At 60.8% G+C, this 13,438-nt stretch carries 14 protein-coding genes; 9 read left to right on the forward strand and 5 right to left on the reverse strand.

Annotated elements, in window-relative coordinates:
- Positions 1–161 precede the first annotated feature (161 nt).
- The 3 genes from Q0897_RS16115 (at position 162) to Q0897_RS13255 (ending at position 1,545) form a co-directional block, all read left to right on the forward strand.
- Positions 162–398 (forward strand): sigma factor-like helix-turn-helix DNA-binding protein, encoded by a 237-nt coding sequence (locus Q0897_RS16115; RefSeq protein ID WP_366519937.1) that lies wholly within the window; start codon positions 162–164, stop codon positions 396–398.
- A 208-nt stretch (positions 399–606) separates the two neighbouring features.
- Entirely contained in the window at positions 607–879 is a 273-nt protein-coding gene (locus Q0897_RS13250; protein ID WP_188053671.1) for a hypothetical protein, read from the forward strand.
- Between the two features lie 267 nt (positions 880–1,146).
- Positions 1,147–1,545: a single-stranded DNA-binding protein gene (locus Q0897_RS13255; RefSeq protein WP_160611769.1), complete on the forward strand. Its 399-nt coding sequence runs from the start codon at positions 1,147–1,149 to the stop codon at positions 1,543–1,545.
- A 67-nt stretch (positions 1,546–1,612) separates the two neighbouring features.
- On the opposite strand, the gene Q0897_RS13260 is transcribed toward Q0897_RS13255, so the two are convergent.
- A complete protein-coding gene (locus Q0897_RS13260) occupies positions 1,613–1,879 on the reverse strand; it encodes a DUF6437 family protein (protein ID WP_299309905.1) in 267 nt (88 codons plus the stop codon).
- Positions 1,880–2,227: 348 nt separating this feature from the next.
- On the opposite strand from Q0897_RS13260, the gene Q0897_RS13265 reads away from it, so the two are divergent.
- The 3 genes from Q0897_RS13265 to Q0897_RS13275 all read left to right on the forward strand — a co-directional run bounded on the left by Q0897_RS13265 (position 2,228) and on the right by Q0897_RS13275 (position 5,326).
- Entirely contained in the window at positions 2,228–2,449 is a 222-nt protein-coding gene (locus Q0897_RS13265) for a hypothetical protein (protein WP_299309906.1), read from the forward strand.
- A gap of 706 nt (positions 2,450–3,155) precedes the next feature.
- Positions 3,156–4,148, forward strand: coding sequence for a site-specific integrase (locus tag Q0897_RS13270; protein WP_299309907.1), 993 nt, complete (start codon positions 3,156–3,158; stop codon positions 4,146–4,148).
- Complete coding sequence (locus Q0897_RS13275) at positions 4,145–5,326, forward strand: site-specific integrase (RefSeq protein WP_054522892.1); 1,182 nt, start codon at positions 4,145–4,147, stop codon at positions 5,324–5,326. The genes Q0897_RS13270 and Q0897_RS13275 overlap by 4 nt, the downstream gene beginning before the upstream one ends.
- A 273-nt stretch (positions 5,327–5,599) precedes the next feature.
- Here Q0897_RS13275 and Q0897_RS13280 read toward each other — a convergent pair whose 3' ends face one another.
- Positions 5,600–7,186, reverse strand: coding sequence for an AarF/UbiB family protein (locus Q0897_RS13280; protein ID WP_138619420.1), 1,587 nt, complete (start codon positions 7,184–7,186; stop codon positions 5,600–5,602).
- Between the two features lie 4 nt (positions 7,187–7,190).
- The gene (locus Q0897_RS16120; RefSeq protein WP_054527105.1) at positions 7,191–7,682 is read right to left on the reverse strand and encodes a MarR family transcriptional regulator; all 492 of its coding nucleotides are present in this window, start codon (positions 7,680–7,682) and stop codon (positions 7,191–7,193) included.
- A gap of 125 nt (positions 7,683–7,807) precedes the next feature.
- On the opposite strand from Q0897_RS16120, the gene Q0897_RS13290 reads away from it, so the two are divergent.
- The 3 genes from Q0897_RS13290 (at position 7,808) to Q0897_RS13300 (ending at position 11,974) form a co-directional block, all read left to right on the forward strand.
- Positions 7,808–8,935 carry an HlyD family secretion protein gene (locus Q0897_RS13290; RefSeq protein WP_054527104.1) on the forward strand — a complete coding sequence of 376 codons (1,128 nt, stop codon included), beginning with the start codon at positions 7,808–7,810 and terminating at the stop codon, positions 8,933–8,935.
- A 104-nt stretch (positions 8,936–9,039) separates the two neighbouring features.
- Positions 9,040–10,503, forward strand: a complete 1,464-nt coding sequence (locus tag Q0897_RS13295; RefSeq protein ID WP_231680678.1) for an MDR family MFS transporter — start codon at positions 9,040–9,042, stop codon at positions 10,501–10,503.
- 10 nt (positions 10,504–10,513) lie between these two features.
- Positions 10,514–11,974: an efflux transporter outer membrane subunit gene (locus tag Q0897_RS13300; RefSeq protein WP_082400327.1), complete on the forward strand. Its 1,461-nt coding sequence runs from the start codon at positions 10,514–10,516 to the stop codon at positions 11,972–11,974.
- Here Q0897_RS13300 and Q0897_RS13305 read toward each other — a convergent pair.
- Positions 11,904–12,398, reverse strand: a complete 495-nt coding sequence (locus Q0897_RS13305) for a hotdog fold thioesterase (RefSeq protein ID WP_082379178.1) — start codon at positions 12,396–12,398, stop codon at positions 11,904–11,906. The two genes, Q0897_RS13300 and Q0897_RS13305, sit on opposite strands and share 71 nt — an antisense overlap.
- Positions 12,395–13,300: an alpha/beta hydrolase gene (locus Q0897_RS13310; RefSeq protein ID WP_054525565.1), complete on the reverse strand. Its 906-nt coding sequence runs from the start codon at positions 13,298–13,300 to the stop codon at positions 12,395–12,397. The genes Q0897_RS13305 and Q0897_RS13310 overlap by 4 nt, the downstream gene beginning before the upstream one ends.
- Between the last annotated feature and the right edge of the window lie 138 nt (positions 13,301–13,438).

The following is a 13,438-nucleotide window of genomic DNA, read 5'->3' on the forward strand; positions in this document are numbered from 1 at the left end:
ACTCAAGAGGGCGTTCTCACGCGCCTACCCGCACCAGCATCATCTCTGCGCCTTCCAAGCGAGCACACTTGGACAGCCGATGATGCCTTGACGACGGAGAGCCCGGCAATACCCCCTTTCTGGGAATAGGCAGGCGAAAGATTTCTCGTCAGCCTAATCGCATGGACGAAAGCAGTCTCTCATGGATCACGCCGCAAGTTGTTGGCGAGGCGCTGGCTGGGTCGAGGCACCGCGACCGCGCAATCATCTTGCGGCGCGTTATTGATGGTTGGACCTACGGCGATATCGGCGAGGAGCTCGGCATTTCGCGGCAACGCGTCGTGAGGCGGATGGGTAAGGCGCTTTACAGGTTACGGTGCGCCGTGGATGTCGAAGCTGGGCGGACTGGTGGCAGGTAGGCGCGGTTTGGATCACCGGCCGATGCGCACCCACCGTCAATCAGTAGCCCCATCGGGGTTTTCGACGCTCAGCAGCTCCCTGGTATTCGGAGGCGCAGATTCAGCGCCCACGGCTTCGCTGGCCGACCCGCGACTCTTTCGTGCGCTTCACATGGCTCTTCCAAACGCCCCGGGTTCAGACTCCGCGAAATGACGCTATGTCTTCATCATGGACCTGGACGACCTGCTGCAACGATACTTCTCATCCACCGATCTTGCGGCGGTAAGTCCCGATGTGCTGGCCGCGGGCTTGGAGCGCTGTCAGGTCGATCTCGGCCTCGAAAAGGACCGCGGCAAGCGCTTTGCCCTGTGGGCGCTGCTTTACATGCTCGGCTCCGCGCCTGACCTTGAGGCGGCGTTCAAAGATGCTGACGACCGGGAGGCGGCCCGCAATTTCATGGACCTGCTGGCGGCCAGCGAGGGCGAGGGACCGGGCGGATAGGAGAGCGGGGTCCAGGGCGCCTTCGTCCAGCCACCCGAACCCAGTCCGGCTTCTTCGCGAACAGTCCTGAATCAGGTCAGCTGAGGCCGGCAACGCCTTTGCCTTCGGGCCGTGTTGGCAGCTACGCTGCCTGCCCGCACCACCCCTTGAAAAGGCGTTTCCCTTGGGCCTGACGGCCCTGCGGTGCAGCCCTCCCATGCCCTGCTTCTTCTGGATGTTCGCAAGCCGGAAATGGTTTCCGGTTTGGCACACCGAAGGACCAGTCACATGACCAATCTCGTAATCCTCACCGGCCGTCTCGCCCGCGATCCCGAATCCCGCGAGACCAAGGGGGGAACCTCCGTCACCGGCATCACCGTCGTCACCGACCGCCCCGCGCGCGACAAGGACGGCAAGACCTACAAGGATGAAAACGGCTACACCGCCAAGGACAGCGAATTCCATCGGGTTACCTGCTTCAACGGCCTCTCCAAGACCGTCGGACAGTTCTGCACTAAGGGCCAGCTCGTCTCGGTCCAAGGCCGGCTTCACTACACCCAGTGGGAAGACCAGGATGGCGTCAAGCGATACGGCTGCGAGATCCTCGCCGACAAGGTCGACTTCCTCTCGCGCGGCAACGCCAGGGATGGCGACGGAGACAACCGCGACGCGCCCGAGATCGACTGACATCGATCAACCGGCGATCGACGAAGGGGCTCTGCCGCAAGCGCGGCAGGGCTCCTTCTCGTGTTGCTCAGGACCCAGCGGGCGTACCGCTGCGACCGGATGCAGCCGGTTCGCTTCCCAGCCGCCGGAGCGCTTCGGCTTCACCGAGCTTGCCGAGCATCTCGCTGGCCTGTTTGAGGCCCTTTTTCGAGAACGCCTCGACACCTGACCCGAGGACCAGCTGCCCCAGCTCGAGAGCGGCTTTCTCTTCCAGTTCGCGCTGCCGTTCGTCGAGAGCTTTCCGCTCGGCTTCGAGCTTCCTCAATGCATCGATCGCGCTTCGTTTCGTGGGCATTCGTGGGGTCCTTTCCTCGTCCCCTCTTTGATGCCTCCACCATTCAGTCTGCCGGGCTCATCGGGGTGTAGGAAAGAGCTTTCTGCGCTTCTCGTCGGCCCTCACTTTGTTCGAGAGGTGGGGAATGGTCCTGGCTCACGGATCGTCCATGGTGATGGTCTTGCGGCTCCCGCGTCAAGGACGGCGGGGCCCCACCATTTTGCCTCCCCTTCGCTTCGCTGCGGTCCGACAAAATCGTTGCCCCCACCGCCGCTGACGCGGTCGCCCGGAGGGCGATCCTGGACCCGGGATCCGCAAGACCATCGGCCGAACTCCTGTCGTCTCAAGGACAGACATCAGGAGGATATCATGGCTTCACTTGCTCCAATCGCGTCGAACGCGGATAGCTACTTCGAAGCACTGGCGGTTGCCGAACGGCGCGCGCTGCACAGCTACTTCGATCAGCATATCGTCGAGGACAAGACCCTAGGCTACTTCGCGCTCGACGAGGGCGACTACAACGCCCTGCCGGCGCACCTGACGAACCGGGTGGTCCACACCGTGCGCGGGGGAATGCTTGACGAGTTCTGAGGATGAAGAGAGGGCGGGAACCGGCGACGGTTCTTCGCCCTTTTTTCATGCTCGCCGGACGATGGTTCGGGGATGCGGAGCGGGGCTGTGGACGCGCTCTGTCCCGCGAATCTGGCGATGCGCTCCTGAGGGCGCGATCTTCTTGTTCTGGGCCCCGCGCGCACTTGCGAACCGGCGGCGGGTCGGACCAGCGCGCGCGGGCCGAAACGACAGACCCCGTTCCGGCCGCTTCGCACATAGTCCTTTGCCGCCGCCTCTTTCGCAGGTGCGATCTCTTGTCGGGCCGGGGTCGAACTCATTTCCTGCTGCCTGAAATCTCGCCGACGAGGGATTGCTCACGCTCCTTAGGCGAAAGGCGGCAAATGCCCCCCCAGGAACACAGCGCCTTCAATCTCTGGCACTGGCCGCGCAATGAGGAACAGTGGGCACACCGTACGCAGCCTAAGCTGCATTTATGGAGCAAAACCTAGTAAAAACAGATAGTTCGAAATTTCTAACCCACCGGCAATCTGTGGGTGGGCAAGGCACAGCCGTCACCCACAAACGCCAATCCAATAAGCTGAAACTGACCGGTCATGTGGCCCGTCGAGCCTCACTTCCGCTCGGGATTACATGGGATAATGAACTGCCTGGCTTCGGACTGCGCAAGCGCAAGTCCGGACACCTTAGCTGGATAGTGAAGTACAGGCCCCGAGGCGTGCAGAGGATGGTGACGCTGGGACGCGCGGGAGTGGCGGCAGGTGCGCTGGGCGCTCCCGCCGCGCGCGCTGCCGCGCGCAGATTGCTCATCAGGGCTACGCTTGCCGACCTGCCGTCTGCGCCCGAGCAGAAAAAGGTCCCGCTCTTTGTCGACTTCGCCGAGGAATTCTGGACCGACTATTCGCCGCACTGGAAGCCGTCGACCAGGACGAGCTCGCGCTCGCGCATCGATCAGCTGCTCATTCCGCATTTCGGCGAACTTCCGGTCGACATGATCGCACGGTCAGACATCAACCGCTGGCGCGACACCATGACAAAGAGGGAAGGGAGCTTCAATCGCACCATCCCGATCATATCTGTCATGATGCAGTATGCGGAAAAGCTCGGGTATCGCGCCAAATGCTCCAACCCGTGTCGCGGTGTGTCCCGCTTCAAGCGCGAGCTCCCGGAGCGCTACCTTTCCGCCGACGAATACCGCAGGCTCGGGCGCGCGTTGGCCAATCACGAGTTTGCGAACCCGTTCGTGATCCCCGCGCTTCTCTTGCTCGTTTACACGGGTGCACGTGCTTCGGAGATTGCGACCTTGCGCTGGCGCTACGTCCAGATTCCTCGACTTGCGCTACCCGACAGCAAGACCGGCCCGAAGACCATTTATCTCAACCCGCAAGCGATCGAAATTCTGAGTGGCCTCGACCGCCGGGCCGACGACCAGCTTGTCTTTCCGGCGTTGCATCGGGAGGGACCAATCAATCTTGGAGAACACTGGATCAGGATCAGGCGCAAGGCCGCTCTTCCCGATGTCCGGCTCCACGATCTTCGCCACAGCTTTGCCTCAGCGGCCATTGCCAAGGGCATTCCACTCGCGACCATCGGCAAGCTGTTGGGGCACGCGCTTCCCGAGACGACCGCGCGCTATGCGCATCTTGCAGACGACATCATCTCGGAGAGCGCCGACCGGATTTGTTCGAGCCTCGCCGGTGCGCTGGGCATCGCGGCGTGACCGGATACGATCTGAAGCATATCCTGGCCGAGGAACTCGCGCGCGTTGTTCCGGGAGAGGCTGGGAAGCGCCGGACGAGGTTTGACTACGTGCTTCCGGGCTTTGGCGAGCGCATCCACCGCTCAGGACGCAAGAGCTACGTCCTCCAGCGGACCATCGGTGGCAAGCAGCGGTTGATAACGATCGGCGATGCCGCCATCCTTACCGAGCGCATCGCTAAGGATGTTGCCCGCCGGCTGATCCTCCGGATCGAGCTCGGGCAGAACCCGGCAGACAAGAAGAAGCGCGGCACGAAGACGCCGACCTATGCGGCGTTCCTTCAGTCGTATTGGGATGTGGCGGCACCGACCTGGAAGAAGTCCACGCGCGAGATCCAGGACATCTACCGCCGCACCCATCTCGACCATGCGTTTGCGGGCAAGTTCATCGACGAGATCGATCATGCCGATGCGGTGCGCTGGCACGCGGAGGTAACGCGCTCGGCAGGGCCGGGCGCGGCAAACCGCGCCATGGAAATTCTGAAAGCCATGTTCGCCAAGGCCGAGGCCTGGGGCTATATTCCGGAGCATTCAAACCCCTTTCGAGGCGTGAAGAAGAACAGGGGGCGCAAGATCGAACGGTTTCTGAGCGACGCCGAGATGGCGCGGCTCGGGAAAGCCCTTGTCGACCGACGCGCTGACCAGCCCGTCGAGGCGGCGGTAGTCACACTGCTCACGTTGACGGGATGCCGACGCGGCGAAATCCTCAACCTCACCTGGGGCGAGGTTCAGGGGCGGAAGCTCAAACTGACCGATTCCAAGACAGGTCCGCGCATCGTCTGGCTTGGCCAGGAGGCGAGGGCGGTGCTCGATGGATTGCCGCGTGGGAAGAAGGATGAGCTAGTGTTTCCGTTCAAGGGGCAGTCGGTTTCAGCGATCGACTGGTTCTGGCGCAAGCTTCGGCGTGATGCCGGTCTGGATGACGTCAGGCTCCACGATCTGAGGCACAACTATGCCAGCCTGGCAGCGCGATCATCCGAGACTTTGCCGATGATTGGAAGCCTCCTTGGCCACAGGCAGGTTTCGACAACAGCTCGGTATGCACACTTGGATGATACCTCCCTCCTTGAGGCTGCGACCGAAATTGGTGATGAAATCGCGTGCAGACTGGCGCTATCCGAAGCCCCCTGGCGTCAGTGAGATTTCGCGCTCCAGAGATTCGAATTCAATGTCGTGGGGTCTAATTCGCTTGGCAGCAATGCGCCCTAATAGCGGCCATAAAGTCAGGCGAGGACAAGCCTGAAAGCTGCCGTTCCATAGTTTCGTCTGATTGAGGAAAATAAGCCTTCAATCGCAATAGGTCGAAAAATTTTTTTCGCGATGCGTCTTGGTCGCTGAAGTGCGGCGTATGAAATCCTCATTAAGTTCGGCTTTGCCGTAACGTGACCGTGCACGAATTAAGTTGCTCCTTCATTATGATTTTCGGATGAGCACCACCCCAGCAATCACAAGCGCGCCGCCAGCCAGAAGCCAGGATTGATCGACAAGCAATGCGCTAGCCACGATCAATGCGGCAGCTAGAGGGCCTTTCAAGGACTGACGCTCATTGCGAAGTCCTGCGAGTTGCTCGATACTGAGCGGATCGAGCTGAACCGGCACATATCCTGACTTTGCGATCGAGTTCGCAGTGGCAAGTATGTCGGGCAAGGACGCCGACAACCCCAGCAGCTGACCGCGAAGTTTCTTCAAACCCGACCGAGCGCTAGCGAGCGAGAACCGCTCGGCGAAAAGCTCCGTCATGATCGGCCGGGTGTCCTCGGCAATGTTATAGTCGGGTGCCAGTGATCGGACGACACCCTCTGCCGTAAGCAAGGTACGCAGAAGGATGGCCAGATCGGGTGGCAGGACCAGTTGATAATCCCGCAAAAGATCGAAAACGCGGGAAAAAATTTGCGAGAACTCGATTCCAGAAAGCACGGTCCCCCTGAACTCTCCGATCAAATGATCGAGATCCACCGCGAGCGCATCGCGATCCACCTTCGGCGCCCCCGCCCATGCGAGCAGGACATCCGCGACTTCGCTCGTTTCCTCGCCAGCGATCGCAAGCACGAGCCGAACGATCTCGTCGCGCCTCGTCTTGGTGAGCGTCCCGACTGATCCGAAGTCGATGAAGCCGACATCCTGCTCGCCGATCAGGAAAACATTGCCGGGATGAGGGTCGCCGTGGAATTCGCCGTTCAGGATGATCATGCGCAGGACAGCGTTGGCATAGCTTTTAGCGAAAGCCGCCACCGGCGGGTCGCCGGATGGGCTGCCCAGCGAAGACGCGGGCCTGCCGTACAGGCGTTCCTGAACGTTCACCCGCAGCCCGGTCAGTTCCCAATGGATGGCCGGGGTCCTGACGCCGATGGTATCGAGATATGCGCCGATCCGCTCGCAGGCTCGGGATTCCGCAGCGAGGTCCATCTCCCAGGCTAGATTGCGGCCGAAGGTCCGCAGAAACTCGACTGGCCGGTAACGCGCGATGTCAGGCGAGCGTGCTTCTGCGATCTCGGCAAGACGCACAAGCAGGCGCACATCGGCTTCCATGCGCGCGGCGGTGCCCGGGCGGCGAACCTTCACGATGACCTCGCTACCGTCCTGTAGCTTGGCGGAATAGGTCTGTGCAATCGAGGCGGACGCCAAAGGCTGTTCGTCGAACTGCGCAAAGTCGTTCCGCCAGTCCTCACCCCAGCTTGAAGCAAGTACGGGCTCGATATCTGCGAAGCGCACTGGCGACACCTGATCGTGCAGGGTTGAGAATGCCGTGATCCAGTGTTCGGTAAACAGATCGCTTCGGGTGGCGAGGAGCTGCCCCAGCTTTATACCAACTGGCCCGATGTCACGGAGGAACGCGACAACTGCGGCCGGACGAAATTCGCGAGGATCGATGACATTGCTCGAAGAGGGAATAAATCCGAGGGCTCCGGCGAGATTTTTCGCGCCGTGCCTCATTAGGATTTGGCCGATCTCCGCGGCGCGAGCGATGCTGCCGATAGGCTTATCCGGGGGCGATGCCATGATTTTACTCAGCCTCGGCCCGGAGTTGGTCCAGATTTTTCGATACCCTTTCAAGAATCTGCTGCAACGTTCGCTTCTCGTCGGCGGCAATGTCGCGCCAAAGAAGATCATGAAGCCCATCCGCGGAGCCTCTCAGTTCGGGCAGCAGATCGTCAAGCTGCTCCGTGAGGATGAGCTGCCACGCTCGCCGATCCGTCTCAGCTCGAAGCCTTTTCATCAGCCCGCGTGCGCAAAGACCTGCAACCGCCTGGCCGATGGTCGCCGATTCCAGTTCCAGTTTCTTGGCGATTTCAGCCTGCGTAAGGGCAGGATCGCGAAGAAGTTGTCCGATGATCCTCCACTGTGTCTGATTGAGACCGATCCTGGCGACCCTCGCATCGTACACTCTGCGCGCGCCGCGACTGATCTCGTCCATAAGATAGAGAATGCGGTCATCATCGGTGATGACCTTCTGCCGACGCTGAGACCGTGACATGGTATCTGGTTTTTCATCCATAGCGCTGTGTAGTCGGATAGCCTCGGATGCCCAAATGCAAACTGCTAAACGCCTTTACTATTTGACTCACGGCTCATAGGGCGCGAGACGCGTTCACCTTTTACTGAGGCTGCCGAAAGAATCAGATGACCGATAACTCCAACCAACCGGAGCAGGAGGGCACAACCCCAACGAAACCGCAATCGCGGCGTGGCTTGCGCATCGTGCTAATCATCGTTGGTCTTGCCGTGCTGCTTGGCGGGATCTGGTGGTACTACCGGCACGTAACCTACGGACAGTACATGCAGTCGACCGATAACGCCTATGTCGCTGCCGACAGCGTCGTTATCTCTTCCAAGGTAGCGGGATACGTCGAAGAGGTCTTCGTGGGGGAGAACGAGCAAGTTGCTCGCGGCGGAGCCCTCGTACAACTGGATCTGCGGGATTATCAGGCGCAAGCGCAACAGGCGCGCGCACAGATCGCTGCGACCCTGGCCGGTGCCGACACAATCCGTTCTCAGGTAGCCGAACAGGATGCAGCCATTCGCCAGGCGCGGGGCCAACTCGCCGCCGCGCGCGCAGCACTCGACCTCGCGAACGACCAGGTGGCGCGATATCGGCCCCTTGTCGCGACAGGAGCCGAACCGCGGGAAAAGCTAGACCAGTATGAGGCGCAGGCGCGGCAGGCGCGGGCCGAACTCGCCGCTGCGCAGGCGGCGGTGGCTGCCGCGACCGCTCGCCGGGGGACCCTGTTCGAGCAGATCAGCCAGACCCAGGCGCAGGCGGACGCTGCTCGCGCTCAGCTGGAAACAGCCGACCTTACGGTTGAATCGACCTTGCTGCGCGCCAGCAAGGCCGGCCGCGTCGGCGATCTCTCGGTGAGGGTGGGCCAGTTCGTGCAACCGGGTCAACGTTTGATGACGGTTGTTCCGGTGAGCGCGATCTACGTGACCGCGAACTTCAAAGAAACTCAGGTCGGCCTCATCCGGGCCGGCCAGAGCGTCAGGCTCGAAGTTGACGCCCTGCCAGACCTTGAGATCGCGGGACGAGTGGACAGCATATCGCCAGGAACGGGCGCGGAATTTTCCATCCTCCCCCCCGAAAACGCCACCGGCAACTTTACCAAGATCGTTCAACGGATACCCGTCCGCATCGCTATCGATGCTCCCCCTGAAGTGCGTAGATTGCTCGTTCCCGGCATGTCGGTTGTGGCTGTTGTCGACACCCGGAATGCTGCCGGCGAATTGGAAGAGATCTCGAGTCGGACTCAATGACCGAGATACTGGCAGCGCAGGACACTTCGATCGGGCCGGCCGGGAGCCGAAAGAACGCAGACGCTACCGCCTGGGTCGCTGTGGCCGCGGGCGCGCTTGGCGCCATGCTCGCCACGCTGGACATCTCGATCGTCAATTCGGCTCTTCCGGTCATTCAGGGCGAGATCGGGGCCAGCGGGACAGAAGGAACCTGGATCGCAACTTCGTTTCTTGTCGCTGAAATCGTCGTCATTCCGCTGAGCGCCTGGCTGGAACGGCTGTTCGGTCTGCGAACCCTTCTCATTATAGCGGTCAGCGCGTTCACCGCTTTTTCGGTGCTATGCGGGGTTGCCACCGACCTTACTACCATGATCATCGGCCGCACGGGCCAGGGCTTCACGGGCGGTGTCCTCATTCCGACCGCAATGACTATTGTGGCTAAACGATTGCCGCCGCACCAACAGCCAATCGGAATGGCCCTGTTCGGCATGACTGTGGTTCTTGGCCCCGTGATGGGGCCATTGATCGGCGGCTGGCTGACCGAGAACCTGAGCTGGCACTATGCCTTTTTCGTCAATGTGCCAGTCTGCGCAACCCTGCTGCTCCTGCTGTTTATCGGGCTGCCTCACGAGAAGCCCAAGTGGGAATATCTCACGGACGCCGATTGGGCTGGCATTCTCGGGCTGATCCTCGGACTGGGCGGTCTGACTGTTGTACTCGAGGAAGGGCACCATGAGGAATGGTTCGAGTCCTCACTCATTCGCTGGCTAACGGTGGTGACCATTATCGGCTTTGCCTGTTTGATTTACGGACAAGTGAAAGCAAGCAAGCCGGTCTTGAAACTTCGGCTTCTGCTCAATCGACAGTTCGCCAGCGTCGCGATCATGGCGCTCGCCCTGGGCATGGTGATGTATGGTTCGACCTATGTCATTCCGCAGTTTCTGGCGATCATCTCTGACTTTAATGCTTTTCAGACGGGACTGGTCATCTTCTGGATGGGTGTCCCGGCCTTTCTCCTGATGCCGGTTCTGCCCCTGATGATCCGCAAGGTGGACATCCGCATTGCCGTCGGCACCGGAATGCTGCTGATGGCGATCAGCTGCTTTGTCAGCACGAGTCTGACTGCCGAATCCGGCGGCGCTGTCTTCACTGAAAGTCAGCTTATCCGCGGGGCCGGAATGATACTTGCGATGATGTTCCTGAATCAGGCAACGGTTGCGTCGGTGGCCAAGGAAGACGCGGGCGATGCCTCGGGCATTTTCAACGCGGCCCGCAATCTTGGCGGATCATTCGCCCTTTCGGCCCTCGCTTCGTTCCAGGACCAGCGAATTTGGCACCATACGAGGCGCATGGAAGAAACGCTGAATGCGAACAGCGTTTCGCTGCAGACCTATCTCGACGGACTGGCGCGAAGCCTGGGCGATATGGAACGAGCGATGGCGGCACTCGGCGGCACTCTCCAGCGCGAAGCGTTCATCATGACCTACAATGACGTCTTTCTGGTGATGGGACTTCTCACACTCGCGACGGTCCCGCTTGCCCTGTTCCTCAAGCCGCTCCCGAAAAATGTCTCCCTTTCGATGCACTGAGCCCGAGATTATGCGCCACTTGCTACCTCCGCTTGTCACTTTCGCCTTGCTAGCTGGATGCACGGCAGGGCCCGATTATGCAGGCCCCCCGGAAGTTGTGTCAGCAGACACGGGCGCTCGCTTTGTGCGCGCTGGCAGCGATGTGAGCGCATCTGATCCGGTTGTCGCTCAATGGTGGCTGCTGCTCGGCGATCCCGAGTTGACGCGGCTGGTGGAGGCTGCGCTGTCCGGCAACCCCTCGCTCGCCGCAGCGCAGGCGCGCATTGCTCAGGCACGGGCATCCATCAGGCAAGACCGTGCGGGTCGAATGCCAACGCTTGGGGCACAGGCCACTACCGTGCAGGGCCGGCTTCCTGGTCTCGACCTTCAAGGCGGGGCGCCCCCCCCGTCAGAGCAAACCAATCCTGACGCAGAAACCGATGACTCGCTCAGCTTTTACAATGTGGGCCTTAACGCGAACTGGGAGCTGGAGTTTGCCGGTGGCTCGCGCAGGCGTATTGAGGCCAGCAATGCCCAAGCTGCTGCAACGGTAGCCAATGCAGAGGACGCAAAGGTCCAGTTGACTGCCCAAGTGGCCAGCACCTACGTCAATTTGCGGGAGGCCCAATTCCGCGCAGAGCAATTTGAGGCGCAGATTTCGTTGCAGGAAGAGATCCTGGCGCTGACATACCAACGCTATCAGCGCGGTGCATTGCCGCTTTTCCCGGTAGGCACCGCGAATGCCGAACTGGAGGTGCTCAAGTCACAACTTGCCGAAGCTGAAGCGGATATCGCAGTCCTGTCTGATGCGCTCGCTATACTGACCGGACAGGTGCCGGGATCAGCTGATGCAGCGCTCACGACTGTGCGCTCCATTCCCATGCCGCCAGAGCAGGTCGCGATTGGCGATCCGGCAAGCCTGGTGGCGCGTCGGCCTGACATAAGGGCGGCCGAACGGTCTCTTGCCGCGTCGACGGCGCGGATCGGGGTGGCCGAGGCGGCGCGGTTCCCGAAATTGTCCTTCACAGGGATCCTGGGCCTCGGCGGATCCTCGTTGGACGACGTTGTCGATGTCGGCGAATTCTCCGCACTCGCGATCCCGCGCCTCCAGTGGAATTTTCTGGATTTCGGCAGGGTAGACGCTGCGATCGACCAAACCGGGGCGGCGCGCAACGAAGCAGTCGCCAATTACCAGCAGACGGTGCTTCTGGCACTGCAAGACGCCGAACGTGCCTTGGCTCGCTTCGGCCAGCAGCGTGTTGCGCTCGCTGCCAGTATGCAAATCAAGAAGCAGGCTGACGTCGCGGCGGACCTGAACCGCCAACGTTTTGCTGCAGGAGCGATCTCGAAGGCTGACCTCAACCGGGCCCTGCGAGAACAGCAGCAGGCCTCAGCAGACCTCGTCCGGGCAAAAGGCGCCCTTACGCTGGCGTGGATTGCGCTGCAGAAGTCGCTGGGCCTTGGGTGGCAAGAGCCTGTTCGAGATCAATAGTCCCGCCGCGCTGATCAATTGATCCGGTTGACGAGAAGTAGGCGCCCCTGCCGCTGGCGACCAACTTGCCGTCGGGCTCGAGAACCCGGGTTTCCGCCACCGAAATCTGTCGCCCGAGCTTCACGATCTGTCCGTGAGCAGTGAGAGGTCCTGAGGTTGCAGAACGGTGGTAATTGACATGCAGATCGGCCGTCGCTCTCGCCGCGACGCCCGCCGCAAGCAGAGTATAAAGCCCGGTGAGGTCGACCAGTGAAGCCAGGATCCCTCCATGCGCCGACCCAATCATAGGGTTCGACACGATCTCTTCGCGCCATGGCATGGTGATCGCGATTCCCTGGTCGGAGCATGTTGCAATCTCCAGCCCAAGCCATCGGTGAAACGGCGCTATATGCAGCATTTCCTGCAAGCGCTCTCGATCGATCATAGCTCCCTCGTCCCCTGTGGCTGAGCCGTATCGCGAGAGTGATGGCGCCCTAGGAAATCGACGATAGCGGCGGAAAAGGCATCGTTCGCATCGCCCACGACCATGTGCGTGGCATCGGCAATATCGGTGTATTCTGCATGGGGGACGAGTTGTCGCAGATGCAAAACGGCCTCTTCGGAAACAAGATCGCTAGAGCCGCCTCGGATGAGGTGAAGCGGAAGCGTGAGATTCGCCGCAGCTTGGCTCAGCATTGCCGATTGACGTTCTTGGCTGTCTGGGTCGCCTTGTCTGGCTGACATTATATTACGGATAAACACAGGGTCCCAGTGCCAATAGAAGCGCCCATCCGGCTTCTGCCTCAGATAGTTTTTCAGACCATCGCTCGCGCCCCGCCTGGGACGATGCGGCATGTAGCGAGCGATCACGTCGGCCGCCTCCTCTGGTGAGGCGAAGCCGCTATCGACATGCTCTTCCATGAAACCAACCACGCGCATCACACCGCTAGGCTCCATGCGCGGGGCAATGTCGACCAATGTGAGTGAAGCAAAGCTACCTGGAGCAAGCTCCCCTGCGGCAATCAGTCCGGCGAGCCCGCCCAGTGAAGCGCCGACCAGCGCTGGCTTCTGGTCCAGGCGCGACGCTGCAGCGACCAGATCCGCCGCGAAGTCGCGCATTTCATAAGCTCCGCATGGCGACCAATCGCTGTCTCCGTGACCGCGCATGTCGAAGGCGATTGCGCGAAAGCCGGCTTGAGCCAGCTCGCTGACCACCCTTCTCCACGCGCGCCGTGTCTGCCCGCCGCCGTGCGCAAGAAGGACGGGTATGGCGTAGGCATCCCCCTCAGCCTCGGCTGTAAGAGAAATTGCGCCTGCGCCCTCAATCGTAAAGGTTTCTCTCGCCATCACTGGATGGTAGGAAAGGCGCGCTAAATAGTAAACCGATTTACTTTGTGGCTCTCGGCTCCGTGTTGGCTGTCCTGCAAGTGCGTTTTAACGACGGCAAAAGTCTATTCCAAGAGGGGTTTCTCCAGACCATTCTCT

It is taken from the genome of uncultured Croceicoccus sp. (genome assembly GCF_947496385.1).
Taxonomy (GTDB): domain Bacteria; phylum Pseudomonadota; class Alphaproteobacteria; order Sphingomonadales; family Sphingomonadaceae; genus Croceicoccus.

Excerpts from the sequence above, each read along its gene's own strand:
- Q0897_RS13255 (WP_160611769.1), top strand. The coding sequence starts at position 1,147 with ATGACCAATCTCGTAATCCTCACCGGCCGTCTCGCCCGCGATCCCGAA.
- Q0897_RS13250 (WP_188053671.1), top strand. The coding sequence starts at position 607 with ATGGACCTGGACGACCTGCTGCAACGATACTTCTCATCCACCGATCTT.
- Q0897_RS13295 (WP_231680678.1), top strand. The coding sequence starts at position 9,040 with ATGCTCGCCACGCTGGACATCTCGATCGTCAATTCGGCTCTTCCGGTC.
- Q0897_RS16120 (WP_054527105.1), bottom strand. The coding sequence starts at position 7,682 with ATGGATGAAAAACCAGATACCATGTCACGGTCTCAGCGTCGGCAGAAG.
- Q0897_RS13265 (WP_299309906.1), top strand. The coding sequence starts at position 2,228 with ATGGCTTCACTTGCTCCAATCGCGTCGAACGCGGATAGCTACTTCGAA.
- Q0897_RS13280 (WP_138619420.1), bottom strand. The coding sequence starts at position 7,186 with ATGGCATCGCCCCCGGATAAGCCTATCGGCAGCATCGCTCGCGCCGCG.
- Q0897_RS13305 (WP_082379178.1), bottom strand. The coding sequence starts at position 12,398 with ATGATCGATCGAGAGCGCTTGCAGGAAATGCTGCATATAGCGCCGTTT.
- Q0897_RS13300 (WP_082400327.1), top strand. The coding sequence starts at position 10,514 with ATGCGCCACTTGCTACCTCCGCTTGTCACTTTCGCCTTGCTAGCTGGA.
- Q0897_RS13260 (WP_299309905.1), bottom strand. The coding sequence starts at position 1,879 with ATGCCCACGAAACGAAGCGCGATCGATGCATTGAGGAAGCTCGAAGCC.
- Q0897_RS13310 (WP_054525565.1), bottom strand. The coding sequence starts at position 13,300 with ATGGCGAGAGAAACCTTTACGATTGAGGGCGCAGGCGCAATTTCTCTT.
- Q0897_RS13270 (WP_299309907.1), top strand. The coding sequence starts at position 3,156 with ATGGTGACGCTGGGACGCGCGGGAGTGGCGGCAGGTGCGCTGGGCGCT.
- Q0897_RS13290 (WP_054527104.1), top strand. The coding sequence starts at position 7,808 with ATGACCGATAACTCCAACCAACCGGAGCAGGAGGGCACAACCCCAACG.
- Q0897_RS16115 (WP_366519937.1), top strand. The coding sequence starts at position 162 with ATGGACGAAAGCAGTCTCTCATGGATCACGCCGCAAGTTGTTGGCGAG.